Source organism: Pseudomonas sp. HLT2-19-2, assembly GCF_054898005.1.
Genome location: NZ_CM142712.1, coordinates 5,000,350 through 5,024,889 on the forward strand (window position 1 = coordinate 5,000,350; position 24,540 = coordinate 5,024,889).

General features: G+C 58.9%; 26 protein-coding genes. 8 read left to right on the plus strand and 18 right to left on the minus strand.

What is annotated here, in order from left to right:
• Positions 1 to 149 precede the first annotated feature (149 nt).
• Both recJ and ACYZTU_RS23410 read right to left on the minus strand, forming a co-directional pair.
• A complete protein-coding gene (recJ, locus tag ACYZTU_RS23405) occupies positions 150 to 1,859 on the minus strand; it encodes a single-stranded-DNA-specific exonuclease RecJ (protein ID WP_461965888.1) in 1,710 nt (569 codons plus the stop codon).
• Between the two features lie 66 nt (positions 1,860 to 1,925).
• On the minus strand, positions 1,926 to 2,468 hold the full coding sequence (locus ACYZTU_RS23410) for a YaeQ family protein (protein ID WP_007897614.1): 543 nt from the start codon (positions 2,466 to 2,468) through the stop codon (positions 1,926 to 1,928).
• A 147-nt stretch (positions 2,469 to 2,615) separates the two neighbouring features.
• On the opposite strand from ACYZTU_RS23410, the gene ACYZTU_RS23415 reads away from it, so the two are divergent.
• Both ACYZTU_RS23415 and ACYZTU_RS23420 read left to right on the plus strand, forming a co-directional pair.
• Positions 2,616 to 3,815 (plus strand): CaiB/BaiF CoA transferase family protein, encoded by a 1,200-nt coding sequence (locus ACYZTU_RS23415; RefSeq protein WP_461965890.1) that lies wholly within the window; start codon positions 2,616 to 2,618, stop codon positions 3,813 to 3,815.
• Entirely contained in the window at positions 3,796 to 4,737 is a 942-nt protein-coding gene (locus ACYZTU_RS23420) for a TIGR02285 family protein (RefSeq protein WP_461965892.1), read from the plus strand. Before ACYZTU_RS23415 ends, ACYZTU_RS23420 begins: the two co-directional genes overlap by 20 nt.
• A 170-nt stretch (positions 4,738 to 4,907) precedes the next feature.
• On the opposite strand, the gene ACYZTU_RS23425 is transcribed toward ACYZTU_RS23420, so the two are convergent.
• From ACYZTU_RS23425 to ffh, 11 genes are all read right to left on the minus strand, one after another.
• On the minus strand, positions 4,908 to 5,195 hold the full coding sequence (locus ACYZTU_RS23425) for a DUF3509 domain-containing protein (protein ID WP_461965894.1): 288 nt from the start codon (positions 5,193 to 5,195) through the stop codon (positions 4,908 to 4,910).
• Between the two features lie 161 nt (positions 5,196 to 5,356).
• Entirely contained in the window at positions 5,357 to 6,715 is a 1,359-nt protein-coding gene (locus ACYZTU_RS23430; protein WP_461965896.1) for a transporter substrate-binding domain-containing protein, read from the minus strand.
• 133 nt (positions 6,716 to 6,848) lie between these two features.
• A complete protein-coding gene (gene thrC / locus ACYZTU_RS23435) occupies positions 6,849 to 8,258 on the minus strand; it encodes a threonine synthase (protein ID WP_461965898.1) in 1,410 nt (469 codons plus the stop codon).
• 66 nt (positions 8,259 to 8,324) lie between these two features.
• Positions 8,325 to 9,629, minus strand: coding sequence for a homoserine dehydrogenase (locus ACYZTU_RS23440; RefSeq protein ID WP_461965900.1), 1,305 nt, complete (start codon positions 9,627 to 9,629; stop codon positions 8,325 to 8,327).
• A 134-nt stretch (positions 9,630 to 9,763) separates the two neighbouring features.
• Positions 9,764 to 10,495 carry a bifunctional protein-disulfide isomerase/oxidoreductase DsbC gene (gene dsbC, locus ACYZTU_RS23445; protein WP_461965902.1) on the minus strand — a complete coding sequence of 244 codons (732 nt, stop codon included), beginning with the start codon at positions 10,493 to 10,495 and terminating at the stop codon, positions 9,764 to 9,766.
• A 112-nt stretch (positions 10,496 to 10,607) separates the two neighbouring features.
• Entirely contained in the window at positions 10,608 to 11,504 is an 897-nt protein-coding gene (gene xerD, locus ACYZTU_RS23450; protein WP_461965904.1) for a site-specific tyrosine recombinase XerD, read from the minus strand.
• Between the two features lie 99 nt (positions 11,505 to 11,603).
• Positions 11,604 to 11,954, minus strand: a complete 351-nt coding sequence (gene rplS / locus ACYZTU_RS23455) for a 50S ribosomal protein L19 (RefSeq protein ID WP_063322826.1) — start codon at positions 11,952 to 11,954, stop codon at positions 11,604 to 11,606.
• A 45-nt stretch (positions 11,955 to 11,999) separates the two neighbouring features.
• Positions 12,000 to 12,773: a tRNA (guanosine(37)-N1)-methyltransferase TrmD gene (trmD, locus tag ACYZTU_RS23460; protein ID WP_461965906.1), complete on the minus strand. Its 774-nt coding sequence runs from the start codon at positions 12,771 to 12,773 to the stop codon at positions 12,000 to 12,002.
• Positions 12,755 to 13,294: a ribosome maturation factor RimM gene (gene rimM, locus ACYZTU_RS23465; RefSeq protein WP_282377052.1), complete on the minus strand. Its 540-nt coding sequence runs from the start codon at positions 13,292 to 13,294 to the stop codon at positions 12,755 to 12,757. The genes trmD and rimM overlap by 19 nt, the downstream gene beginning before the upstream one ends.
• Before the next feature lie 5 nt (positions 13,295 to 13,299).
• Positions 13,300 to 13,551, minus strand: a complete 252-nt coding sequence (gene rpsP, locus ACYZTU_RS23470; protein ID WP_007944872.1) for a 30S ribosomal protein S16 — start codon at positions 13,549 to 13,551, stop codon at positions 13,300 to 13,302.
• Between the two features lie 249 nt (positions 13,552 to 13,800).
• Positions 13,801 to 15,177, minus strand: a complete 1,377-nt coding sequence (gene ffh, locus ACYZTU_RS23475; RefSeq protein ID WP_461965908.1) for a signal recognition particle protein — start codon at positions 15,175 to 15,177, stop codon at positions 13,801 to 13,803.
• A gap of 210 nt (positions 15,178 to 15,387) precedes the next feature.
• Between ffh and ACYZTU_RS23480 the strand changes: the two genes are divergently transcribed.
• From ACYZTU_RS23480 to ACYZTU_RS23490, 3 genes are all read left to right on the plus strand, one after another.
• On the plus strand, positions 15,388 to 16,200 hold the full coding sequence (locus ACYZTU_RS23480; protein ID WP_449646428.1) for a cytochrome C assembly family protein: 813 nt from the start codon (positions 15,388 to 15,390) through the stop codon (positions 16,198 to 16,200).
• A gap of 12 nt (positions 16,201 to 16,212) precedes the next feature.
• Positions 16,213 to 17,448 carry a transporter associated domain-containing protein gene (locus tag ACYZTU_RS23485; protein ID WP_461965910.1) on the plus strand — a complete coding sequence of 412 codons (1,236 nt, stop codon included), beginning with the start codon at positions 16,213 to 16,215 and terminating at the stop codon, positions 17,446 to 17,448.
• Between the two features lie 146 nt (positions 17,449 to 17,594).
• Positions 17,595 to 18,911 (plus strand): MFS transporter, encoded by a 1,317-nt coding sequence (locus ACYZTU_RS23490; protein WP_461965912.1) that lies wholly within the window; start codon positions 17,595 to 17,597, stop codon positions 18,909 to 18,911.
• Between the two features lie 40 nt (positions 18,912 to 18,951).
• Here the strand turns inward: ACYZTU_RS23490 and purT are convergent, their stop codons facing one another.
• The 5 genes from purT to ACYZTU_RS23515 form a co-directional block, all read right to left on the minus strand.
• Positions 18,952 to 20,133, minus strand: coding sequence for a formate-dependent phosphoribosylglycinamide formyltransferase (purT, locus tag ACYZTU_RS23495; protein ID WP_461965914.1), 1,182 nt, complete (start codon positions 20,131 to 20,133; stop codon positions 18,952 to 18,954).
• Positions 20,134 to 20,228: 95 nt separating this feature from the next.
• A complete protein-coding gene (locus ACYZTU_RS23500) occupies positions 20,229 to 20,696 on the minus strand; it encodes a preQ0 transporter (protein ID WP_461965916.1) in 468 nt (155 codons plus the stop codon).
• Positions 20,697 to 20,831: 135 nt separating this feature from the next.
• Positions 20,832 to 21,047, minus strand: coding sequence for a DUF1289 domain-containing protein (locus ACYZTU_RS23505; RefSeq protein ID WP_461965918.1), 216 nt, complete (start codon positions 21,045 to 21,047; stop codon positions 20,832 to 20,834).
• A complete protein-coding gene (locus tag ACYZTU_RS23510; protein WP_007954617.1) occupies positions 21,044 to 21,568 on the minus strand; it encodes a gamma carbonic anhydrase family protein in 525 nt (174 codons plus the stop codon). The genes ACYZTU_RS23505 and ACYZTU_RS23510 overlap by 4 nt, the downstream gene beginning before the upstream one ends.
• Before the next feature lie 68 nt (positions 21,569 to 21,636).
• Positions 21,637 to 22,236 carry a CoA pyrophosphatase gene (locus ACYZTU_RS23515; RefSeq protein ID WP_403144829.1) on the minus strand — a complete coding sequence of 200 codons (600 nt, stop codon included), beginning with the start codon at positions 22,234 to 22,236 and terminating at the stop codon, positions 21,637 to 21,639.
• Positions 22,237 to 22,382: 146 nt separating this feature from the next.
• Between ACYZTU_RS23515 and ACYZTU_RS23520 the strand changes: the two genes are divergently transcribed.
• From ACYZTU_RS23520 to ACYZTU_RS23530, 3 genes are all read left to right on the plus strand, one after another.
• Positions 22,383 to 22,934, plus strand: coding sequence for an NUDIX hydrolase (locus tag ACYZTU_RS23520; protein WP_461965920.1), 552 nt, complete (start codon positions 22,383 to 22,385; stop codon positions 22,932 to 22,934).
• Between the two features lie 64 nt (positions 22,935 to 22,998).
• Positions 22,999 to 23,502 carry a L,D-transpeptidase family protein gene (locus ACYZTU_RS23525; protein WP_461965922.1) on the plus strand — a complete coding sequence of 168 codons (504 nt, stop codon included), beginning with the start codon at positions 22,999 to 23,001 and terminating at the stop codon, positions 23,500 to 23,502.
• Positions 23,503 to 23,796: 294 nt separating this feature from the next.
• Positions 23,797 to 24,528 (plus strand): GntR family transcriptional regulator, encoded by a 732-nt coding sequence (locus ACYZTU_RS23530; protein WP_008151596.1) that lies wholly within the window; start codon positions 23,797 to 23,799, stop codon positions 24,526 to 24,528.
• Positions 24,529 to 24,540 lie beyond the last annotated feature (12 nt).

Here is a 24,540-nt window from a genome sequence, read left to right on the forward strand (position 1 = left end):
TCGACGAGTGACAGGAAAAAGGTGCAGCACCCGCCCCCGCGGGCAAAAATTCGACAAGACGTCACAAGGATAATCAAGCAGTGCTTAGAGCCTAGTCGACATCGGGGGATGAGGGAGGGTTCAAGCGAGATTGGGTCTTCGAGAGATCGCTATCGCGGTTCGATGTGGGCAATCATCAGCTGAACAGTCTCGTTGCCACGGAACTCGTTGAGGTCGAGTTTGTAGGCCAATTCCACCCACTTGATGGTCGGATTCGGCCAGATGTCGCGGTCGATTCCGAAGGCAATGCCATCCAGCTTCACCGAGCCGCATTCGCTTTTCAGCACCACTTTGAGGTGTCGCTCACCGACGACGCGCTGCTCGACCAACTGGAACACCCCATGAAACAGCGGCTCCGGGAAGTGCTGCCCCCAAGGACCGGCATGGCGCAGAGCGCGAGCCAGTTCCAGGTGGAATTCCTCGACCGCCAGGGTGCCGTCCGTCAGCAGGCGCCCGGTCAGGTCTTCTTCACGCAATTGCCTACGTACTTCAGCGTCAAAGGCTTCGGCGAACAACGGAAAATTCGCTTCCGGCAACGTCAGGCCGGCTGCCATCGCATGGCCGCCGTATTTGCTGATCAGATTCGGATGCTGCGCCGCCACCACGCTCAACGCGTCACGAATATGAAAACCCTGAACCGAACGCCCCGAGCCCTTGAGCAAGCCATCGCCTGCATCGGCAAAGGCGATAGTCGGACGGAAATAGCGATCTTTCATACGCGATGCAAGGATTCCGATGACACCCTGGTGCCACTCGGGATCGAACAGGCACAAGCCGAACGGCATCGACTCGACCGGCAAATCTTTCAGTTGAGCCAGCGCTTCACGCTGCATGCCCTGCTCGATGGATTTGCGGTCCTGGTTCATGCCGTCGAGCTGAGCCGCCATTTCACGCGCCAGACCGGCGTCTTCAGTGAGCAGGCATTCGATGCCCAAGCTCATGTCATCCAGCCTTCCTGCCGCATTCAGGCGTGGGCCGACAATGAAACCCAGATCAGTGGAAGTGATGCGCGCAGGGTCCCGCTTGGCCACCTCAAGGATTGCCTTGATGCCTGGCCGAGCACGCCCGGCGCGAATCCGTTCCAGGCCTTGGTGCACCAGAATCCGGTTGTTGGCATCCAGCGGCACCACGTCGGCGACGCTGCCCAGCGCCACCAGGTCCAGCAACTCGCCGATGTTCGGCTGCGGCTTGCTCTCGTACCAGCCGAGGCTGCGCAAGCGCGCGCGCAGGGCCATCAACACGTAGAAAATCACCCCGACGCCGGCCAGTGCCTTGCTCGGAAACTCGCAACCCGGCTGGTTCGGATTGACGATGGCATCAGCCAACGGCAGTTCATCGCCGGGCAAGTGGTGATCGGTGACCAGGACGTTCAGCCCGGCCTTTTTCGCCGCCGCCACGCCTTCAACGCTGGAGATACCGTTATCCACGGTGATCAGCAGTTGAGGCTCGCGGGTCAGCGCCACTTCAACGATTTCCGGCGTCAGGCCGTAGCCGTACTCAAAACGGTTCGGCACCAGATAGTCAACGTGAGCCGCACCCAGCAGACGCAAGCCCAACATACCCACTGTACTGGCCGTCGCGCCATCGGCGTCGAAGTCACCGACGATCAGAATCCGCTGACGCTGCTCCAGCGCCGTCACCAGCAAATCCACCGCCGCATCGATACCTTTGAGCCGCTGGAACGGGATCAGTCGCGCCAGGCTCTTGTCCAGTTCAGCCTCGGACAGCACGCCCCGCGCCGCGTACAGACGGGTCAGCAGCGGCGGTAGATCACCGAGGAATGGCAGGGTGTCGGGCAACAGGCGAGGTTCGATGCGCATGGGGTGACAGGTGCTTCTCTTGAATACGTAGGATAAAACCGGATAACGCAGGTTAGCGGCGAATAATCAGCCGCGTTCGCCGCTCAACCACTGCAACTGGACTTCATGCTGACCACGGTCGTCGGTGACGAAAATCGTCCCTTCGCTGATCATCACGTCCCACTTGATAACGCGGGGCATGTCTTTGGCCAAGGTTTCCAGCACTTCCTGAGGTACGGCCGCGATGTGTACGTTTTTCAGGTTTTTGATCGCCGGGATCACTTTGGTTTCCCAGACGCGCAGGCTGCCGTAGGCCAACAGGCTGGTGCGCTCGGTGCGACGCGAGCACCACGTCAGGCGATCGGCGTCTGGCTGGCCGACTTCGATCCAGTGCAGAACTCGATCGTCCAGGCTCTTTTCCCACAGGGCAGGTTCGTCCACGTCTGACAGACCGCGGCCGAACGACAGCTGCTCGTTGTACCAGAAGGCGTAGGCCAGCAGCCGCACGGTCATACGCTCTTCGGTTTCCGAAGGGTGACGAGCGATGGTCTGCTTCACGCTCTCGTACACGCTGCGGTCGAGGTCGGTAAGGTTCAGTTCAAACTTGTAGGTCGTGGACGGCTGGGCCATGAACGGGCTTCTTGATACGGGGAAAGGCGGCAAGTCTAACCGATGCGGTAGGCAATCCACGAATTGAAGGCGATCAACCTTGGTCGTCTGACGTTCGGCTATGTTAAAACGCTGTATTCGCTCAGCCACTGTCCTACAGGATTCAGCATGCCGCTCACCGGAAAACCGCTCTCAGGTCTGAAAGTCATTGAATTGGGCACGCTGATCGCCGGGCCGTTTGCCTCGCGGATTTGCGGCGAGTTCGGTGCCGAAGTGATCAAAATCGAGTCCCCCGATGGCGGCGATCCGTTGCGCAAATGGCGCAAGTTGTATGAAGGCACTTCGCTGTGGTGGTTCGTTCAGGCGCGCAACAAGAAGTCCCTGACGCTGAACCTGAAACACCCCGACGGCCTGGCAATTCTGAAAAAACTGCTCAGCGAAGCGGACATCCTGATAGAGAATTTTCGCCCGGGCGTGTTGGAAAAACTCGGTCTGGGCTGGGAAGTCTTGCACGCACTGAACCCGAAACTGGTGATGGTGCGCCTCTCGGGTTTCGGTCAGACCGGGCCGATGAAGGATCAGCCAGGCTTTGGCGCCGTCGGTGAATCCATGGGGGGCCTGCGCTACATCACCGGCTTCGAAGACCGACCACCGGTGCGCACCGGAATTTCCATCGGCGATTCCATTGCCGCACTTTGGGGCGTGATTGGCGCACTGATGGCTCTGCGTCATCGCGAAGTCAACGGCGGCCTCGGCCAAGTGGTGGATGTGGCGCTGTACGAAGCGATCTTCGCCATGATGGAAAGCATGGTCCCCGAGTTCGACGTGTTCGGTTTCATCCGCGAGCGTAGCGGCAACATCATGCCGGGCATTACGCCCTCCTCGATCCACACCAGTGCCGACGGCAAACATGTGCAGATCGGCGCCAATGGCGACGCGATCTTCAAACGTTTCATGCTGATCATCGGTCGCGACGACCTGGCCAACGACCCTGCGTTGGCGAGTAACGACGGACGCGATAGCCGTCGCGACGAGATTTATGGGGTGATTGATCGCTGGGCCAACTCACTGCCGCTGGACGCCATCATCGAGCAGTTGAATCAGGCCGACGTACCGGTCAGTCGGATCTTCAGCGCTGAAGACATGTTCAGTGATCCACAGTACCTGGCCCGGGAAATGTTCCTGAAAGCCAAGTTGCCGGACGGTAAAGATTTCAAGATGCCGGGAATAGTGCCGAAACTCTCTGAGACACCCGGCACTTCAGAATGGGTCGGGCCGCAGTTGGGCGAACACAATGCGCAGGTACTCAACGATCTTGGTTACGACAAGGAACAGATCGCAAAGCTGCGTGAAGACGGGGCTATCTAAGCTGAAACGCCTGCTTGCGCGGCCCATCAACCACGGCCCGACGCGCGGCGGACGAGCAGTGTGTGCGTTCGTGTTTTTCCTTTTGCTCGCCGGCCAGGCACAGTCAACGTTGGCGCAACCGAAGGAAACCCTGGTCTGGTTATTGCGCGACCTTCCACCGCTGATGATTTTCGAAGGATCGAAAAAGGGCCAGGGAGTGATCGATCAATTGTTACCGCTGCTGATCGCCCGCATGCCGCAATACGAGCACACCCTGATGCGAGTCAATCGTGCTCGCGCCTTGCAAATGCTCCACGAGCCATCCCTCACGTGCGATGCGGCGCTGAACTGGAGCAAGGAGCGCGATAGCTGGATCGCGTTTTCCATTCCGGTTTTTCGGGCCATGAGCAATGGATTGGCCGTGCGCCGCGATGATCGGGAGGTGCTGACGCCCTTCATCAAGGATGGCGAAGTGGACCTGGTGGCCCTGTTGGCCAGTGGCCACGAGAAGCTGGGCATTATTGCCGAGCGCAACTATGGCGAATATCTCGACGCGCTGCTCAAACAAGCACCCGCCAACTCACTGACCCTCCACTACGGTAACGACGCCTTGGGCAGCCTGTTGCAAATGCAACGTCTAGGGCGCTTGCGGATGCTGTTGGGATACCGCCCGGAAATTCGCTACCAGGCCCAGCAGCAAGGGATCGCGGAGGATGAATTGCAGTTCTACCCGATTCGCGGCACGGGAAAATACTTGTCCGGTTACATCGGCTGTACCGACACCCCCCAAGGCCGGCAGGCGATCATCGAGATCAACCAACTGCTGCGCACCCTGCCCCACGATCACTTGAGCGAGGCATACGCCGCCTGGCTGGACCCCGAAAGTCGCAGCGACTACCTGGAAGCCAGCCGGGCATTTTTCATGCAGCAGGCCGAGCAATGACAAATCGCAGACAAAAAGAAACCCCGAGAAGTGGGGAGACGACTCGGGGTTAAACGTGGCCTACATAAAGACCAGTAACAACAAGCTACAAGCACCGGAGCACAATGCTTGATCCTGCTGTTACATGTTCTGACTGACATTGGCGCAGGAAGGTTCCCACAAAAAAAAATTCAATTTCGGTTGGCCAGGATCTTGTCCTGAGCCGCATTGCGCAACGCCGCTATGACGCAGGGCTCCAGGCGACCTTCAGCGATCAGCACGTCGCGATGCAACCCGTCGACCACATCCGTCAGCAGGTGTTTGCTGGTCAACTGGGCCTGATTGAACGCGCGTTCGACCACGATAGCGCCGGTCGCACTCTTCAGGGTCACCAGGCATTCGCCATGGGTCCCCGACGGAGTCAGCGTCACCTGATACGGGCTCAGAGCCTCACCGAGCAATAGACTGATACTTTCCATCTCGATCACCACTCAATAGTCCGAAAACAAAGTGCCTGGGGCGGCGTACAGTAAATGACCTATGGCCCGAGAAGAAAGTTCTGGATACCGACTGCAGGAAAACCGGCGCCTCTGGTCGATAGAGCATGCACGGCCAAGATGACAGAGAAAAAACAGCCGCGTCACGCCTGCTTCTTGCGCTTGCCAATATCGGTCCATCCCCCCAGCAGACCCCGCAATTGTCCATCGGCACTGAAAAAAGGCACTGTCCACTGATAGATATGCCTGACGCCATTGTTGAACATCAATTGACGCTCACTGAAGCGGGTCTTGCGCGTACCGAGCTGGGTCATGAACTCTGCATGCAGCAGTTCGGCAGTCTCTTTGGGCAAGACGTCCAGTTCAATCAACTGTCGTCCCTGGATCTGGTCGAAACGGGTCGACAAGTCCTCTTCGTAACTTTTGTTGCACATGATCAAACGCCCTTCCAGGTCACGAACAAACATCGGATCGGGCATGGCGTCCATCAACGCATGCTGAAAGGCAAGCTGATCACTCAGACTTTTCTCGGCATCCAGACGCTGCTGGATCAATACCGTGAGCCGGCGGTTCCAGAGCAGAGACAGCAGGCCGAACAGACTGACGATAAACATTCCCCAGCAGCCCCACTGGGTGAGCCGGTGCCATTTGCCGGGCACCTGAACGGGGGCAACCCCATTGAGCCATTTCAGGCGAATGGCGCGCAATTCGGCAGGAGGAAACGCTTCAAGCGCCTTGTTGAGAATGCTCGACAATTGCGGCTGACCTTTGCGCACGGCCAGGTGGTCCGCCTCCCATTTGCCCTCCACCGCATACCCCACCTTGAGCTGACCGGACGGATAGAGTTGTGCTCCGATTTCGTTTTCAATAGTGGCATAGGCCTCACCGCTTTCGACCAACGCCCGGGCCTCCGTATAAGTCTTAACCGAGCGCAGATCGATGTCCGGATTGTCGCGGCGAATCGTAGCCTCCAGCGCATGCCGCGTCGGCAACACCAGAACCCTTCCCGACAGCTGCTCCAAGGATTGCACCACTGGCGCGCCGGCCCGCCCGACGAACACCCAGCCAGCGCCACCGAACGCATGACTGAAATCCAGAAACGTCTTGCGTTCGTCATTCATCGCCAGCGTCGTGCTCATGTCCGCGGCACCGCTTTCCAGCCGTCCAAGCAGCTGATCGGTAGAAAACGACTCTTCATGAACAAACTGCAATCGCGTCATGGCGCTGATGCGGTTGAGCAGATCATTGTTCAAACCGCTCCAGTGGCCGTGCTCATCCTTGAACAGGTACCGCGGATACTGCACCGAGGCGACGATGACTTGGGAATGCTCGGCAATCCATTTCAACTCCTGAGCATCCAGCTCGATCGTTGCGCCGGCGACCGATCCTTTGGACTGGGAGGCCGCCAATTGCGACGCGATCCCCCATTGAGCAAAGCCCAGGGAGCCGGCTAAAAAAAATATCCAGCACACTGCTGGTTTTAATCTACTGAAAAACAGCATTGTCACTTCCTTGGTGATCAACTCGCCCGTCCTTCATGGGGCGACTCTTTAGTACGAATCACAACAAGTGTGACATGCAGAAATGAGAAAGCCCGTCAGGAGACGGGCTTCAAAATGTGACAGTTTTAATTGGTTACAGAGGCTTGCCGCGGTTGCCATGCTGACTGACAAAGGCCTGGACGGCTTTCAGGTCATTTGGCAGCACGGTGCAGCGCTCATCTCGCTCAAACAAATCAGAAAGATGTGCAGGTAGTTCGAGTGCTTTTCCTACGCCGGCTTTCTCCACTGCATCCGGGAATTTGACCGGATGCGCCGTGCCTAGAATCACCATTGGAATATCCAGGCTACGACGGCATTCGCGCGCAGCCTTCACACCGATAGCCGTGTGCGGATCCAGCAGTTCGCCGGTTTGCTCGAAGACTTCGGCGATGGTTTCGCAGGTTTGAGCGTCATCCACGGCCAGCGAATCGAACAGTTTGCGAGCTTCGGTCCAGCGCTCCTCTTCGACGCTGAAACCGCCACCCTGCTTGAAGGTGTCCATCAAACCGGCAATTGCCGCGCCGTTGCGACCGTGCAGATCGAACAGCAGGCGTTCGAAGTTCGACGACACCATGATGTCCATCGACGGCGACAGCGTGGCGTGCAGGGTTTCTTTGACGTACTGATTGCCGCTCATGAAGCGGTGCAGGATGTCGTTTCGGTTGGTGGCGACGATCAACTGGTTGATCGGCAGGCCCATGTTGCGTGCCAGGTAACCGGCGAAGATGTCGCCGAAGTTGCCGGTGGGCACCGAAAACGATACCGAACGTGCCGGGCCGCCCAACTGCAGGGCTGCGTGGAAGTAGTAAACGATCTGGGCCATGATTCGCGCCCAGTTGATCGAGTTCACCGCCACAAGACGCGTGCCTTTGAGGAAACTCTGGTCGGCGAAGCTGGCCTTGACCATTTCCTGGCAGTCATCGAAGTTGCCTTCGATGGCGATGTTATGAATGTTCTCACCGAAGATCGTGGTCATCTGGCGACGCTGCACTTCAGACACGCGGTTGTGCGGGTGCAGGATGAAGATGTCGACGTTTTCGCAGTGCTTGCAGCCTTCGATGGCGGCCGAGCCAGTATCACCGGAAGTCGCACCGACGATCACTACGCGCTCACCGCGCTTTTCCAGCACGTAGTCGAGCAAACGACCGAGCAGTTGCAGGGCGAAGTCCTTGAACGCCAGGGTCGGGCCGTGGAACAGCTCCAATACCCATTCGTTGCCGTTCAGTTGACGCAGCGGTGCGACGGCGTTGTGCGAGAACACAGCGTAGGTTTCTTCGAGGATTTTTTTGAAATCAGCATCGGGGATGCTGCCGGCCACGAATGGGCGCATTACCCGGAAGGCCAGCTCGTGATACGGCAGGCCGGCCCAGGAAGCGATTTCTTCCTGGGTGAAACGTGGCAGGTTTTCCGGCACGTACAGGCCGCCGTCAGTGGCCAGACCGGCCAACAGGACGTCTTCGAAATTCAGGGCCGGTGCCTGGCCGCGGGTACTGATATAACGCATGACTGGCTCCAATAGACAGTGTTCGCAAACCCGAGCCCGCATGCGGGCCCGGTGAACGATAACGGCTTAGTTCAGGTGCTCGACGCGAATCCGTACGACCGGACCTACCACGCCCGTCAGGGCTTCCAGGGCGGCGATTGCGTCGTTCATGTGCTGTTCCAGCACGCGATGAGTCAGCAGAATCATCGGCACCAGACCGTCGTGTTCTTCGACTTCTTTCTGCATGATCGATTCGATGTTGATGCCGCGCTCCGACAGAATGCTCGCCACCTGGGCCAACACGCCCGGATGGTCCTTGGCCTGGATGCGCAGGTAGTAGGCGCTTTCGCAGGCTTCGATCGGCAGTATCGGGTGGGCCGACAGCGAATCCGGCTGGAAGGCCAGGTGCGGCACGCGGTTTTCCGGGTCGGAAGTCATGGCGCGAACCACGTCCACCAGGTCGGCGATCACCGACGAAGCGGTTGGCTCCATGCCAGCGCCAGCGCCGTAGAACAGAGTCGAACCGGCGGCATCACCGTTGACCATCACCGCGTTCATCACGCCGTTGACGTTGGCGAGCAAGCGATCGGCCGGGATCAGCGTCGGGTGCACACGCAACTCGATACCGGCAGCCGTGCTGCGAGCCACACCGAGGTGCTTGATGCGATAGCCCAGCGCTTCGGCGTAGTTCACGTCAGCGGTGGTCAGCTTGGTGATGCCTTCGGTGTAGGCCTTGTCGAATTGCAGCGGGATACCGAATGCGATGGACGCCAGGATCGTCAGCTTGTGAGCCGCGTCGATGCCTTCAACGTCGAAGGTCGGATCGGCTTCGGCGTAACCGAGGGCTTGCGCCTCGGCGAGAACGTCTTCGAAGGTCCGGCCCTTTTCACGCATTTCGGTGAGGATGAAGTTGCCGGTGCCGTTGATGATCCCGGCGACCCAGTTGATACGGTTGGCGGACAAGCCTTCACGGATCGCCTTGATCACCGGAATACCACCGGCCACGGCGGCTTCGAACGCAACGATCACGCCCTTCTCACGCGCCTTGGCGAAAATTTCGTTACCGTGAACGGCGATCAACGCCTTGTTCGCGGTTACCACATGTTTTCCGTTCTCGATCGCTTTGAGTACCAGCTCACGGGCAACGGTGTAGCCGCCCACCAGCTCTATGACGATGTCGATCTCAGGGTTCGTGGCCACTTCGAAGACATCGTTGGTAATCGCAATACCGGTCGTCTGGAACTGAGGCTTTGGCGTGCGCATGGCAATTTGTGCCACTTCGATTCCACGCCCGGCACGACGAGCAATTTCCTCGGCATTGCGCTGAAGTACGTTGAAGGTACCGCCACCGACGGTCCCTAACCCACAGATGCCTACTTTGACCGGTTTCACTGTGAACTCCCCATAAAACGGCCGACTCAAGGCCGGCCGTGAAAACAACCGCATGCTCGCGGTTCTCTATTGATGGCCCGGTGAATGTTGCCGCCGGACCATGATCGTCAATGGCTGACCGTGACGATGCAAATTTATTTCGCGTCCAGCGCCAGTTTGGCGACTTGTGGCGCAGGCTGGTAGCCCGGAATGACTTGGCCATCAGCCAAAACGATGGCCGGTGTGCCGTTCACGCCGATCGACTGACCGAGGGCGAACTGTTTGGAAACCGGGTTATCGCACTTGGCGGCCTTGATTTCCTTGCCGTCGACCATTTTGTCCATGGCGGCTTTTTTGTCTTTCGAGCACCAGACCGCTTGCAGCTGTTCATCCCCCGGTGAGCCCAGACCCTGGCGCGGGAACGCGACGTAACGCACTTCGATGCCACGCTTGTTCAGCTCAGGCACTTCGGCGTGCAGTTTGTGGCAGTACGGGCATGTGGTGTCTGTGAACACGGTGATGTGCGATTTGGTTTCGCCGATCGCCGGGTACACCACGGTTTCCGCGACCGGGATTGCGTTGACTAGTTTGGAAACGCCCAGGCGTTCGGTCTTCTCGGTCAGGTTGACCGGTTTGCCGTCCTTGAGCTGAAACAGGTAGCCCTGAACCACGTACTGGCCATCGGCGCTGGCGTAGAGCACGCGGCTGCCCTTGAGTTTGACTTCGTACAGACCTGGCAGCGGGCTGGCGGTGATGGTTTCTACTGGCACCTCGAGCTGGAGGTTTTCCAGGCTTTTACGAATGGCTTTGTCGGCCGCGTCATCGGCGACGGCAAAGGTGCTGGCCAACGCAATGGCTGCGGCGGCGAAAATCTGGGTCAGACGCATGAGAACTCCTGAAGGCGGACAAATGGGACGATCAGAACGCCCGTGCCGAAACACCGGGTCATAATCGCCCATCGTGCAAACCGGCAAAGCCTACCACATAAGGCCCTTGTGATTAGCCTCTGGGATGGTGTTTGGCATGCAAGTCCTGCAAGCGTGCGCGGGCGACATGGGTGTAGATCTGCGTGGTCGACAGATCGCTGTGGCCGAGTAGCATTTGCACCACCCGCAGGTCGGCTCCGTGGTTGAGCAAGTGCGTGGCGAAGGCATGACGCAGGGTATGCGGCGATAGCGACTTGCCGATCCCGGCGACCTTGGCCTGGTGCTTGATGCGATGCCAGAAGGTCTGCCGAGTCATCTGCTCGCCGCGCTGGCTGGGGAACATGACATCGCTGGGACGCCCGCCGAGCAATTCCTGGCGACCATCGCGCAGGTAACGCTCGACCCAGACAATCGCCTCCTCGCCCATCGGCACCAGCCGCTCCTTGCTGCCCTTGCCCATCACTCGCAGCACGCCCTGACGCAGGTTGACCTGCTCCAGCGTCAGGCTGATCAACTCAGTCACCCGCAAGCCGCAGGCGTAAAGCACTTCGAGCATGGCGCGATCTCGCTGACCGATGGCTTCGCTCAGGTCCGGGGCGCTTAACAAAGCCTCGACATCCGCTTCCGACAGGGATTTGGGCAACGGCCTACCGAGCTGCGGCATATCGACCCGCAACGTCGGATCGACGGCGATTAGCTTTTCCCGCAGTAAATAGCGATAGAAGCCACGCACACCGGAGAGAAATCGCGCCGTCGAGCGGGGCTTGTAGTTTTGCTCCAGACGCCAGGCCAAGTGATCGAGGATCAACTCGCGGCCGGCGTTGATCAACTCCAACCCTTTCTCCTGCAGCCAGCCGTTGAACAAGGTCAGGTCGCTGCGATAGGCATCACGAGTGTTATCGGAAAGACCTTTCTCCAGCCAAAGAGCATCGAGGAATTGGTCTATCAGTGGATGATCAATGGCGGGCATAAAGGCTCATGCAAGACCGGTAATACGGCCAAGGAAGATAAATCGCGGGCAACAAAAAAGCAGCCCGTAGGCTGCTTTTTTCTGCATCGGAAGCTGGACTTAAGCCAGTTTTTCCTTGATGCGAGCTGCTTTACCGGACAGGTCACGCAGGTAGTACAGCTTGGCTTTACGTACGTCACCGCGACGTTTAACGGCCATGCTGTCGATTTGCGGGCTGTAAGTCTGGAAAGTACGCTCTACGCCAACACCGTTGGAGATTTTACGAACGGTGAAAGCACTGTTTACGCCGCGGTTACGCTTGGCGATAACAACACCTTCGAACGCTTGCAGACGCGAACGGTCGCCTTCCTTCACTTTCACCTGAACGACAACAGTGTCGCCCGGGGCAAAGGTAGGGATCTCTTTGGTCATCTGCTCTGCTTCGAGTGCAAGGATGATTTTGTTAGTCATGCTGTGCTCCTAAGGTAGATCGTCGGATCTACCATCGATACGTTGTTAACTATCGTCCCGCTCGCGGATGTATTCCTCGAGCAGCTTCTTATCTTCTCCAGAAAGCGAGCGGCTTTCCAGAAGATCGGCGCGTCGTTCAAAGGTCCTACCAAGGGACTGCTGTAAACGCCAACGCCGGATATGCGCGTGATTGCCACTTAGCAATACGTCGGGAACACGCTGATCCGCATACACCTCCGGTCGGGTGTAGTGCGGGCAATCCAGCAAACCATCCGTAAAGGAATCTTCCTCGGCGGAGTCCGCATGCCCTAAAGCTCCAGGCAGCAGTCGTGTAACCGCATCGATCAGGACCATCGCCGGCAGCTCGCCGCCAGACAGTACATAGTCGCCAATCGACCACTCTTCATCGACATGAGCTTCAATAAAACGCTCGTCAATGCCTTCATAGCGGCCGGCAATCAGGATCAATGCATCCGAATTCGCCAACTCGCGTACCGCCGACTGAGTCAGTTGACGGCCTTGGGGGGACAGGTAAATTACCCTCGCCGCCTCCCCGGCTGCTGCCTTGGCCTGAACCAACGCATCTTCCAGGGGCTTGATCTTCATCACCATGCCCGGACCACCGCCAAATGGGCGATCATCCACAGTGTGATGTCGATCCGTCGTGTAGTCTCGCGGATTCCAACAGGTGAGCTGCAACAGCCCCTGTTTCACCGCACGACTGGTGATGCCGTACTCGCTGATGGCGGAGAACATCTCGGGAAACAAACTGATCACTTCTACGCGCAAATTAGCCACGCTTAGAAGTCCGCATCCCATTCCACCTTCATCTCGCCCGCGGCGAGGTCGACTACCAACACGCATTGCTCCGTATAGGGCAACAGGCGTTCGCGATCGTCCAGGCTGCCAGCGCAAGGCTTGACCACCATGACATCGTTCGAGCCAGTCTCTAGCAGGTGATCGATTTTCCCGAGCAGTTGCCCGAGTTGGTCGATGACCTTGAGACCTTCCAGCTGGTACCAGTAGTACTCGCCGTCGGTCAGATCTGGAAACAGGTTACGCGGCACGCAGATCTCATAACCGGCCAGAAGACGAGCTTCTTCACGATCATCGAGACCCTTGAGCTTTGTGACCAGAAACTTGCCGTTATGTACACGGCCGCTGACCAGCTCTACCTGCCGTACAACGCCTTCGCGCTTGAGCGTCCAGGTTTTGTAGTCCAACAGGTTTCCAATTGGATCAGTAAAGGAAAAGACCTTCACTTCGCCGCGAACACCGTGAATCGAATAGATTTTGCCGATAACGATCAAATCATCAGCAATGGCTGGCGTCGCGTTCATATTGCTCAGGCCGCAGCCTTAGCAGCGTCCTTCAACAACTGAGCAACACGCTCAGAAGGTTGTGCACCAACGCTCAGCCAGTAGGCTACGCGCTCTTGGTTCACGGACAGACGAACTTCTTGACCACGAGCAACAGGGTTGAAGAAACCAACCTGTTCCTTGTGCGAACCGTCGCGCGGGTTGCGGCTGTCGGTTACGGTCAAGTGGTAAAACGGGCGCTTTTTGGAGCCGCCAAGGGCAAGACGGATTGTTAGCATGTGAACATCGTTCCTGTAGTCGGTGCTGCAAATCTAAAGGCACAGCGGGCATAGGTGCCCGAAAGGCCGCATATTCTAAGGAATATCCGGACTTTTGCAAATGTCTTTTTCCGGCGGTCTATCGGCCGCCATCCAGATTTGCTATAGAGCCGTCGTTGAAAACGGCCAGTCAGCTCCCGCCAAGTGCGGGTTTGCTGGAGATCCCACTTCCATGTGGGCAGCGCAAGAGCAAGCCCTTGCGCAAATTCTTTACATTTTCGGCATGCCGCCGCCGGGCAACATACCGCCCATGCCGCGCATCATTTTGGCCATTCCGCCTTTAGCGGAGAACTTCTTCATCATCTTCTGCATCTGCTTGTGCTGCTTGATCAAGCGACCGATGTCCTGCACCTGGGTGCCAGACCCCATGGCGATCCGGCGTTTGCGCGAACCACTGATCACCTCAGGGTCGCGGCGCTCGGCCGGGGTCATGGAATTGATGATGGCTTCCATCTGCTTGAATTGTTTCTCTGCCGCGCCCTGGGCGTTGCCCATCTGCGCCAGGTTCATACCACCGATGTTCGGCAGTTTGTCCATGAGGCCGCCGAGGCCGCCCATGTTTTTCATCTGTTGCAGTTGATCGCGGAAGTCCTCGAGGTCGAAGCCTTTGCCCTTCTTCAACTTCTTGGCCAGTTTGTCGGCCTTGTCCTTGTCGAGGGTCTGTTCGGCCTGCTCGATCAGGCTGAGCACGTCGCCCATGCCGAGGATGCGCGAAGCAATACGCTCTGGGTGGAACGGTTCGAGCGCGTCGCTCTTCTCGCCCATACCGATGAACTTGATCGGCTTGCCGGTGATGGCGCGGACCGACAGCGCAGCACCGCCACGGGCGTCGCCGTCGACCTTGGTCAGGATCACACCGGTCAGCGGCAGTGCATCGCCGAAGGCCTTGGCCGTGTTGGCGGCGTCCTGACCGGTCATGGCGTCGACCACGAACAGTGTTTCGACCGGGTTGATCGCGGCATGCAGCGCCTTGATCTCGCCCATCATCTCTTCATCGATGTGCAGGCGACCGGCGGTATCGACGATGACCACGTCGATGAATTTCAGTTTTGCTTCTTTAATAGCCGCTTGCGCGATGTCGACCGGCTTCTGGCTCAGGTCGGACGGGAAGAAGGTAACGCCGACTTCACCCGCGAGCATTTCCAGCTGTTTGATCGCTGCCGGACGGTAAACGTCCGCAGACACAACCATGACCGACTTCTTCTTGCGCTCTTTGAGGAAGCGCGCGAGTTTGCCGGCGGTGGTGGTTTTACCCGCGCCCTGCAAACCGGCCATCAGCACGACGGCAGGAGGAACGGCGCTCAGGTTCAGGTCTTCGTTGGCCGCGCCCATCAGGCTTTCGAGTTCGGCCTGGACGATTTTCACGAAGGCCTGGCCTGGCGTCAGGCTGCGCGACACCTCGGTGCCGACGGCGCGCTCCTTGACCGAATTGACGAAGTCTTTCACCACCGGCAAGGCGACGTCAGCTTCGAGCAACGCCATGCGCACTTCACGCAGGGTGTCTTTGATGTTGTCCTCGGTCAGCTTGGCCTTGCCGGTGACATGGCGCAGCGTCTGCGAGAGACGGTCGGTTAAGTTTTCAAACATTGCGCGATCCTTTCAGGCCCTGTGTAGACCGGGATAATGGCGGCCCAGACCGGAATAAATATGTGCTCGGCGAGCCTGCGGCGTGGGCAGGTCGCGGATTATAGCGAAGACTGCGTCTGTCGGACACCTCGTCGTCAGGTTGCATGGTCTTTCGTGCTACGGGGGTTCTATGCCAAACTCAGCGCCTTTCGGGCTTGCCTAACAGGATTTATGCTCCCCTTGTCACCCAGTTTGCTAACTACCCTCGCCGCCGCCTGCTTATATGCCGCTGCGACCCTCTATCAGGGCACTCGTCTGGCCACCGGCGCCAAGGCGAACAAGCGCCTGCTGGTCACGCTCGGCGTGCTTGCCGTGCTGGCTCACAGCGCCAGCCTGTTCACCCACCTGCTGACACCGATCGGCCTGGGCCTGGATTTTTTCAGCGCCGCCAGCCTGATTGCCGCCGCTGTCATCGCCCTGACGCTGCTGGCCTGCTCGCGGATCCCGGTGGAAAACCTGCTTATATTGCTGTTCCCGCTCGGTGCCGCCACCGTGCTTCTCGCCCAACTCGCCCCCGCCGGCACGGTGCAGATCATCGACGAAGAACCGGGCATCCTCGCCCACATCCTGCTGTCGATCCTCGCCTACGGCATGTTCACCATCGCGGTGTTCCAGGCGTTACTGCTGCTGGTTCAAGACCATCAGCTCAAGCACAAGCATCCGTCCGGCCTGATCAAGAATTTCCCGCCGCTGCAAACCATGGAAAGCCTGCTGTTCGGCTTCCTCTGGGCCGGCTGGACCCTGCTCTCGCTGTCGCTGATCTCCGGCTGGCTGTTCGTCGACAACCTGTTTGCCCAGCACCTGGTGCACAAAACCTTGCTGGCGTGCCTCGCCTGGATCGTTTTCAGCGTGCTGCTCTGGGGCCGTAACCGCCTCGGCTGGCGCGGACACAAGGCCATTCGCTGGACCCTCGCCGGTTTCTGCCTGCTGATGCTGGCGTATTTCGGCAGTAAGCTGGTTCGTGAATACATCCTGCATATCTGACGGGCGGCATTAATGGACGACTTGCCCATAGGGCCGATGCTCGCGGTAGTGGCCCTGCTGATTTTATGGTCGGGGCTGTTTACCGCCATCGAGGTTGCACAACAGCAGTTGCTCGCCCAGCGGACCGCTTCGCGTTCGAGCGACAAGCCGGTGGCAAAGCTGAGCTTTGCGCTCAATAGCCTGATCCTCTGCAACACCCTGTGCCGCGCACTGGTCGTGGTCATCAGCACATTGCTGGCGATTTTCACCTGGGCGGAAAACGGTCCATGGGTGGCCTGCCTCGGGGCTGGCGCCGCGCTTCTGGTGTTCGCCGACTACCTGCCGCGCACCCTCGCCGTTCGCTATCCGGACGCCGTCCTGGCCCTGGGCAACACCTTGCTTGGCGCGCCACTGAAAATCGTCTATCCCGCCGCCTGGTTGCTCAATGGCATAAGCCAGTTGCTGATGCGACCGTTCGCCCGCAAAGTCAAAGTGGTGCAGCAGAGCGAAGACGAGGCACCGAACGATCGGCACAACGATCACGAACACGCCGTCTGCCGCCCGCACCCGCTGTCAGGTATCCATGCGCTGGACAACATCACGGTCAACGACATTCTGGTGCCACGCAGTGACGTCGACGGGATCAACCTGGACGACTCCCTCTCAGACATCATCGAGCAACTGCGCAACAACAAACGCACACGCCTGCCGGTGTTCCACAGCGACATCAACCAGGTCGAAGCGGTGCTCAATACCCGGCAGATCCGTCATCTGCTGTCCGACGCCAACCTGACCCGAGAGGCACTGCTGGCAGCCTGTCACGACCCCTACTTCGTACCGGAAAGCACCCCGTTGCAGCTGCAACTGTTGAATTTCCACAAACAACAGCGACGCCTGGGCATGGTGGTCGACGAGTACGGCGAAGTGCTCGGCATCGTGACCCTGGAGGACATTCTCGAAGAAATCGTCGGCGAATTCGAAAGCCAGCACAGCCTGGATAACCCGCACATCCATCCACAGGCAGATGGCCGCCTGGTGATCGAAGGTGCCGCATCAATACGCGACCTGAACAAGAGCCTCGGCTGGCACCTGCCCAGCGATGGTCCGAAAACCCTCAATGGGTTGGTGACCGAGGCGCTGGAGACGATTCCGGAAAGTGCGGTGTGCCTGAAGATCGGGCGTTATCGCCTGGAGATTCTGGAGACGGAAGACAATCGCGTCAGCCGGGTTTTGATCTGGCATATCAGTTCGATTCCCGCCGCTATCTAAAGCCCGACACGTGCCCTGTGGCGAGCCGCTTACCCAAGCCCCGCCATACCCAAGTGCTACCCGCACTCTGCGTCAAACCCACATCCCTGGGTGTTCGACCATAATAATTCGCTCCACTGGGGCACATGACTGTCAGGGATTACCGCATGACGACCAGCACGACTTATAACGACACCGCACCTGCGCAACCGACGAACTCCGCCACCCGCGTGGCGACCGCGAGCTTCATCGGCACCGCCATCGAGTTCTACGACTTCTACGTTTATGCCACTGCCGCTGCGCTGGTGATCGGTCCGGTATTCTTTCCGCAGACCTCCGGCACGGCCCAAATGCTGTCGGCGTTCCTCACCTTCGGCATCGCCTTCCTTGCTCGACCGCTGGGCTCGGCGCTGTTCGGCCATTTCGGTGACCGCATCGGGCGCAAATCGACACTGGTTGCCTCGCTGCTGCTGATGGGCGTGTGCACCACGCTGATCGGCGTGCTGCCGGGTTACGACAGCATCGGGGCCTGGGCGCCCATCCTGCTTTGCGTATTGCGCTTCGGCCAAGGCCTGGGACTGGGCGGTGAATGGGGTGGCGCGGCGTTGCTGGCGACGGAGAATGCGCCGAAGGGCAAACGCGCCTGGTTCGGCATGTTCCCGCAACTCGGCCCTTCTATTGGCTTTCTCGCGGCCAACGGCCTGTTTCTGACGCTGGCAATGACCCTGAATGACGAGCAGTTCCGCTCGTGGGGCTGGCGGATTCCTTTCCTGCTCAGTGCCGCGCTGGTGATGGTGGGTCTGTACGTGCGCCTCAAGCTTCACGAAACGCCGGTGTTTGCCAACGCAATGGCTCGCCAGGAGCGGGTGAAGATCCCGCTGGTCGAGCTGCTCAGTCAATACTGGGCGCCGATGCTGCTGGGGGCCGGGTCGATGGTGGTGTGCTATGCACTGTTCTATATCTCGACGGTGTTTTCGCTGAGTTATGGCGTTTCGACGCTCGGCTACACCCGCGAAACCTTCCTCGCGCTGCTGTGCTTCGCTGTACTGTTCATGGCCGCTGCCACCCCGTTGTCGGCCTGGGCCAGTGACCGTTACGGGCGCAAACCGGTGCTGATCATCGGTGGCGTGCTGGCGATTTTGTCCGGATTCCTGATGGAACCGCTGCTGACCCAAGGTTCAACCTGGGGCGTGGCACTGTTCCTGTGCATCGAGCTGTTTCTGATGGGCGTGACGTTTGCACCAATGGGCGCGCTGCTGCCGGAGCTGTTCCCAACTCACGTGCGTTATACCGGTGCGTCGGCGGCCTACAATCTGGGCGGCATTGTCGGGGCCTCGGCGGCGCCGTTCTTCGCACAGAAGCTGGTGGCGATGGGTGGTTTGAGTTATGTCGGCGGGTATGTGTCGGGGGCGGCGGTGCTGAGCTTGATTGCTGTGCTGTGCCTGAAGGAAACGCGCAATAACGATTTGAATCGGGTCTCATAAGATCGTTCCCGCGCTCTGCGTGGGAACGATCAGTGGAGGGTTACAGCTCTACAACAACTGCTCGGGATGCACGGGTCGCTTTAGCACGAGCCGCTTCAATCGACTCATCCCGCGCCAACGCCACACCCATCCGACGCTGACCATTCACCTCAGGCTTGCCGAACAGACGCAACGCCGTGTCCGGCTCGCTCAACGCAGCCCCCAGATTGGCGAAAGCCGTCTGAGTCGACTGCCCTTCCACCAGAATGACCGCCGAAGCCGAAGGCCCGAACTGACGGATCAACGGAATCGGCAAGCCCAAAATCGCCCGCGCGTGCAGCGCGAACTGCGACAGGTCCTGGGAAATCAACGTCACCAAACCCGTGTCGTGCGGACGCGGCGAGACTTCGCTGAACCAGACTTGATCACCTTTGATGAACAGCTCGACACCAAACAGACCACGGCCACCCAGGGCTTCAGTGACGGCTTTGGCAACGCGCTCGGATTCAGCCAGGGCAATCGGGCTCATGGCTTGTGGCTGCCAGGATTCCTGATAGTCGCCCTTCTCCTGACGGTGACCGACTGGCGCGCAGAACGTAGTGCCGCCGATGTGACGCACGGTCAACAGGGTGATTTCGTAGTCGAAATCGATAAAGCCTTCGACGATAACGCGGCCTTTACCGGCGCGGCCACCTTCTTGCGCGTAATCCCAAGCGGTTTTCACGTCATCGGTATTGCGCAGCAGGCTCTGGCCTTTGCCCGACGAGCTCATGACCGGCTTGACCACGCAAGGGAAGCCCAGGTCCTGGACGGCCTTGCTGTAATCCTCGAAGGTGTCGGCGAAGTGGTACGGCGAGGTCGGCAGGTCCAGCTCTTCAGCAGCCAGGCGACGGATGCCTTCGCGGTTCATGGTCAGCTGCGCGGCGCGAGCGGTCGGGATCACGGTGAAGCCTTCGGCTTCCAGCTCGACGAGGGTCGCGGTGGCAATGGCTTCGATTTCCGGCACGATGAAGTGCGGCTTTTCGGCCTCGATCACGGCACGCAGGGCGGCGCCGTCGAGCATGTTGATCACATGGCTGCGATGGGCGACCTGCATGGCCGGCGCATTGGCGTAGCGATCCACGGCAATCACTTCAACGCCCAGGCGTTGCAGCTCGATCACCACTTCCTTGCCCAACTCGCCACAGCCACACAGCAATACGCGGGTCGCGGTTGGCGACAATGGAGTTCCGATACGGGTCATCTCAGGTCCTCAGAAGCGGATCATCGAGGGTCGCGCCTGGCGCGCTTCCCATGGGGAGAAAGCGCGGCATTTTACATGAACCGAGGTGTTTGGCTTCAGCTGGTGACGGCCTGTTTGCGCAAGCGCCAGGCCATGATCAGCCACACGGCCGTAACGCCCGCGAACTTTGAGCCCATGGCGGTGAGGATCACGCCCGGGGTAAACGCATCGATCATGCCGAAAAAGATGAACGTATCGAGGGGAATACTCAGCGCCGAACTTATCCACAGGCGATCGTGCAAGGGACGCTTGGTAATGCTGAACACCAGCCAGTCGATGCACTCGGACACCGCGAAGGCCGTGGCGCTGGCCAGCGCGATGGAGGGATCGGACGTAACGTAGGACAACACCAACGCCGCCAGCATCGCCGCGATCGCGCCATGGCCGAAACGGGTTTGCACCATGTCGCGCAAAACGAACACCAAACCACCCCACGCCGACCAGATGATGTCGAGGTGCGGAGCGGTGGAAAAGGCGTAGTTGATCAGCACGACGCTGCTGATGTAAGCGATCAGGAAGAGCATGGGGTGGCGGGATACCTGTCAATTTGGCGCACAGGGTACCGTAGGAGCTGACGAGTGCAACGAGGCTGCGATCTTTTGACGTTGTTTTTTAAAGGCAAGATCAAAAGATCGCAGCCTCGTTGCACTCGTCAGCTCCTACAGGTCTGGTGTTTTGCCTAGCATCCAGAGAATGCCACTCGATTTTGCCCGCTCATGACACAACCCCAACACCTTGCGCCGCGCCTCGTTGTCCATCCGGCTCCAGCGCGTGATCTCTTCCACCGTGCGCTGACACCCGGTGCAAACATCATCCTCGTCCAGCGCGCAGATATTCACGCAGGGCGATCGAACCGGGCGTTCGGGTGTGTTCATTCTTCCTGCTCAACCAGATCGCGGGCATAACGTTGCGAGTTATGCACATAGTGAGCAGCGCTGGCCTCCAGCATTTTTTTCTGCGGCTCGGTCAGTTCGCGCACCACTTTGCCCGGCGAGCCCATGACCAGCGAACCGTCTGGAATCTCCTTGCCCTCACCGATCAGCGAGTTGGCGCCAATGATGCAGTTCTTGCCGATTTTCGCGCCGTTGAGGATCACCGCGTTAATGCCGATCAAGCTGTAATCGCCCACCGTACAACCATGAAGCATGGCGTTATGGCCGATGGTCACGCCGGTGCCGATGGTCAGCGGGTAACCCATGTCGGTGTGCATCACCGTGCCGTCCTGAACGTTGCTGTTCTTGCCGATCAGGATCAACTCGTTGTCGCCCCGCAGCACGGCGTTGAACCAGACGTTGGCGCCCTCTTCCAGTTTAACCTTGCCCACCAGCACGGCATTGGGTGCGACCCAGCTCTGCGGATGGGTTTCGACGCGGGCGTCGCCCAGGCGATATTTCATCTTATTGTCCTCAAGGCCTGGCAGGCTCACTTGGAAAAAGCAGGGTTCAGGCCATACGAGCGATGGCTTCAGGTGTTGATAGAGGTCTTGGGCGGGTGATGCAGGCTGATTTTGGCGTCATAGAGCAGGTTGATCAACTCGACGATCATAATCGCCGTGAGGCCCCAGATTTTGTACTCGCCATAGCGATAGCTCGGCACGTACCAACTGCGGCCCTCGTAATCGATGCGATGGGTGTGTTCGCGCGGATCCTTGCGGAAGAACTCCAGCGGTACGCTGAAGACTGCGGCGATCTCGGCGTCGTTGGCCTGGTACTCGACAAAGTCCGGAATCACACCGACATAGGGGGTAACTTTGATGCCGTGCAGGGAGATCAACGGGCTCAGCGGGCCGATCACTTCAACCAGCCCCGGCGGCAGGCCAATTTCTTCCTGGGCCTCACGTAGCGCAGTGAAAATCAGGTCAGGGTCTTCAGGGTCACGTCGACCACCGGGAAAGGCCACTTCACCACCATGGGTCGAGAGCCCGCTGGCGCGCAGGGTCAGAACCAGTTCAGGTTCGTCACTGCGGGTGATGGGCACTAATACCGCGGCTTCGGGGAAACGTCGGTCGGTTTCCAGGGTTAGCGGCGTGTGGTTGCTTACCCGGTGAAGTAGCTCGTCCAGCATGAGTCTTCTCGATTTGTTCTCTACTTTGCATCATGCACCAATCGAACCGACCGCCCAACCCCATAACCACTGCATGTCGCTAAACGACAACTTGCCGACAGACACCGCCGCACGCCAAGATAGGCACAGCATTCAGGAACCCAAGCATGAAATTTTGCAGTCAGTGCGGCAACCCGGTGACCCAGCGCATCCCAGAAGGCGATTCGCGCCTGCGTTTTGTCTGTAACAGCTGTCAGGCGATTCACTACCAGAACCCCAATATCGTCGCCGGTTGCGTGGCGACCTGGGGCTCCAAGGTCTTGCTGTGCCGACGCGCCATCGAGCCTCGGCTTGGTTATTGGACCCTGCCCGCCGGTTTCATGGAGAACGGTGAAACCATCGAGCAGGCGGCCATTCGCGAGACGGCTGAGGAAGCGTGCGCGCGGGTGCGCAACCTGACCCTTTATACGTTGATCGACGTGCCGCACATCAGCCAGGTGCATGTGTTCTTCCGCGCCGAGCTTGCGGACCTGGATTTTGCCGCCGGTCAAGAGAGCCTGGAAGTGCAGCTTTTCGAAGAAGCCGACATCCCTTGGTCCGAGCTGGCTTTCCGCACAGTGGGCCGTACCTTAGAATGCTTCTTCGCTGACCGGCGGATCGAGGTCTACCCCGTGCGGTCCGAGTCGATCCCGCCGCTTGCTCAGCCTGCCATCACATAACGCTCCTGGTTCTAAAATCACCTATAACTTAATAGTCGCGACACCTCTTAGGGATATCGTTCCAATGCGCTGGCTGCTTGCCCTGTTTTGCTTGTCATTTGTCGTTATCTCCCAGGCTTCCGTTGCGGAAACCCTGGACGGCAAAGTCATCGAAAAAATCCTGGTTCTCAAATCCGCCCACCAATTGCAATTGATCAATGACGGCAAGCCGCTCAAGACCTATCGCATCTCATTGGGAAAAAGACCCGTCGGCCCGAAACTCATGGAAGGCGACAAACGCACGCCTGAAGGTTTTTATTGGATGGACTGGCGCAAGACCAGTGACCGTTTCAACCTGTCGATGCACATCTCCTACCCGAACATCAGTGACTCCGTCCGCGCCCGGCGCGAAGGCGTCGAGCCCGGTGGCATGATCATGATCCACGGCACCCCGGACACCGAAGAAAACCCCGAAGACCTGTTCCACACGCTGGACTGGACCGACGGCTGCATCGCCATGCGCAATATGGACATGCGCGAAGTCTGGAATCTGGTGCCGGACGGCACGATGATCGAAATCCGTCCGTAACGGCTACCTTCGGTCGCTCATCGAAAAAAAAAAATCAAAAGATCGCAGCCTGCGACAGCGTCTACCGGTGAGATACCAATTCCCGGTTCAAGCGCTGTCCCAAGCTGCGATCTTTGCTTCTGCAATCCCCACCCGCAATACCACTTGAAACCCAACCTACATCAGCCCACCCAACAGGGCCGGTTTTAGCGCGCCCACAGAAAAGTGGTGGCATTGACATGGTATTTAAGTGGTATTAATTTCTTCTCACCACCGAGCGACAACAAAACCACATCCGCATCGGACCAAACCTACATGAATGACCTCCAGGCCCTACGCCCTGACGACACCCAGCCCACGCCGTTGTACCTGCAACTGGCGCGCAACCTGGAAGCGGCGATCCATGCCGGCCAGTGGAAAGCCGAACAGGCCATGCCGTCGGAGCGCAACCTCAGCGAAATGCTGGGCATCTCCCGCGTCACCGCGCGCAAGGCGTTGGAAGTGCTGTTCGAACAAGGTCTGATCCGGCGCAACCAAGGTTCCGGCACGTTTATCACCCCACGCTTGGAACAACCGCTGTCGCGCCTCTCGGGTTTCAGCGAAATGCTGCGGCTGAAGGGCTTCGTCCCCGGCTCCCAATGGCTGGAACGTGAAATCACTCCGCCGACCCACGAAGAACTGATTCGCCTCGGCCTCTCGCCGAACGACAAGGTCGCGCGGCTCAAACGTCTGCGTAAAGCCGACGACACGGTCATGGCGATCGAGATGAGCACCCTGCCCGCCTCGATCATTCCCAAGCCGCAAGCGGTGGGCGACTCCCTCTACGAATACCTCGACGGCATTGGCAAGCCGATTGTCCGCGCCCTGCAGCACATTCAGGCGATCAACGCCTCGGATGAATTCGCCGCCCTGGTGGGCATCGCCCCCGGCACCGCCATGCTGCTGATGACCCGTGTCGGCTACCTCGAAGACAACACGCCGATCGAAGTCACCGACACCTATTGCCGCAACGACTACTACGACTTTGTTGCAGAGCTGCGCCGCTGATCAGCCACGCCG

Coding starts and splice junctions, on each gene's coding strand:
- recJ (WP_461965888.1), bottom strand. CDS start 1,859: ATGCGCATCGAACCTCGCCTGTTGCCCGACACCCTGCCATTCCTCGGT.
- ACYZTU_RS23410 (WP_007897614.1), bottom strand. CDS start 2,468: ATGGCCCAGCCGTCCACGACCTACAAGTTTGAACTGAACCTTACCGAC.
- ACYZTU_RS23415 (WP_461965890.1), top strand. CDS start 2,616: ATGCCGCTCACCGGAAAACCGCTCTCAGGTCTGAAAGTCATTGAATTG.
- ACYZTU_RS23425 (WP_461965894.1), bottom strand. CDS start 5,195: ATGGAAAGTATCAGTCTATTGCTCGGTGAGGCTCTGAGCCCGTATCAG.
- ACYZTU_RS23430 (WP_461965896.1), bottom strand. CDS start 6,715: ATGCTGTTTTTCAGTAGATTAAAACCAGCAGTGTGCTGGATATTTTTT.
- thrC (WP_461965898.1), bottom strand. CDS start 8,258: ATGCGTTATATCAGTACCCGCGGCCAGGCACCGGCCCTGAATTTCGAA.
- dsbC (WP_461965902.1), bottom strand. CDS start 10,495: ATGCGTCTGACCCAGATTTTCGCCGCCGCAGCCATTGCGTTGGCCAGC.
- xerD (WP_461965904.1), bottom strand. CDS start 11,504: ATGCCCGCCATTGATCATCCACTGATAGACCAATTCCTCGATGCTCTT.
- rplS (WP_063322826.1), bottom strand. CDS start 11,954: ATGACTAACAAAATCATCCTTGCACTCGAAGCAGAGCAGATGACCAAA.
- trmD (WP_461965906.1), bottom strand. CDS start 12,773: ATGGGATGCGGACTTCTAAGCGTGGCTAATTTGCGCGTAGAAGTGATC.
- rimM (WP_282377052.1), bottom strand. CDS start 13,294: ATGAACGCGACGCCAGCCATTGCTGATGATTTGATCGTTATCGGCAAA.
- rpsP (WP_007944872.1), bottom strand. CDS start 13,551: ATGCTAACAATCCGTCTTGCCCTTGGCGGCTCCAAAAAGCGCCCGTTT.
- ffh (WP_461965908.1), bottom strand. CDS start 15,177: ATGTTTGAAAACTTAACCGACCGTCTCTCGCAGACGCTGCGCCATGTC.
- ACYZTU_RS23480 (WP_449646428.1), top strand. CDS start 15,388: ATGCTCCCCTTGTCACCCAGTTTGCTAACTACCCTCGCCGCCGCCTGC.
- ACYZTU_RS23485 (WP_461965910.1), top strand. CDS start 16,213: ATGGACGACTTGCCCATAGGGCCGATGCTCGCGGTAGTGGCCCTGCTG.
- ACYZTU_RS23490 (WP_461965912.1), top strand. CDS start 17,595: ATGACGACCAGCACGACTTATAACGACACCGCACCTGCGCAACCGACG.
- purT (WP_461965914.1), bottom strand. CDS start 20,133: ATGACCCGTATCGGAACTCCATTGTCGCCAACCGCGACCCGCGTATTG.
- ACYZTU_RS23500 (WP_461965916.1), bottom strand. CDS start 20,696: ATGCTCTTCCTGATCGCTTACATCAGCAGCGTCGTGCTGATCAACTAC.
- ACYZTU_RS23505 (WP_461965918.1), bottom strand. CDS start 21,047: ATGAACACACCCGAACGCCCGGTTCGATCGCCCTGCGTGAATATCTGC.
- ACYZTU_RS23510 (WP_007954617.1), bottom strand. CDS start 21,568: ATGAAATATCGCCTGGGCGACGCCCGCGTCGAAACCCATCCGCAGAGC.
- ACYZTU_RS23515 (WP_403144829.1), bottom strand. CDS start 22,236: ATGCTGGACGAGCTACTTCACCGGGTAAGCAACCACACGCCGCTAACC.
- ACYZTU_RS23520 (WP_461965920.1), top strand. CDS start 22,383: ATGAAATTTTGCAGTCAGTGCGGCAACCCGGTGACCCAGCGCATCCCA.
- ACYZTU_RS23525 (WP_461965922.1), top strand. CDS start 22,999: ATGCGCTGGCTGCTTGCCCTGTTTTGCTTGTCATTTGTCGTTATCTCC.
- ACYZTU_RS23530 (WP_008151596.1), top strand. CDS start 23,797: ATGAATGACCTCCAGGCCCTACGCCCTGACGACACCCAGCCCACGCCG.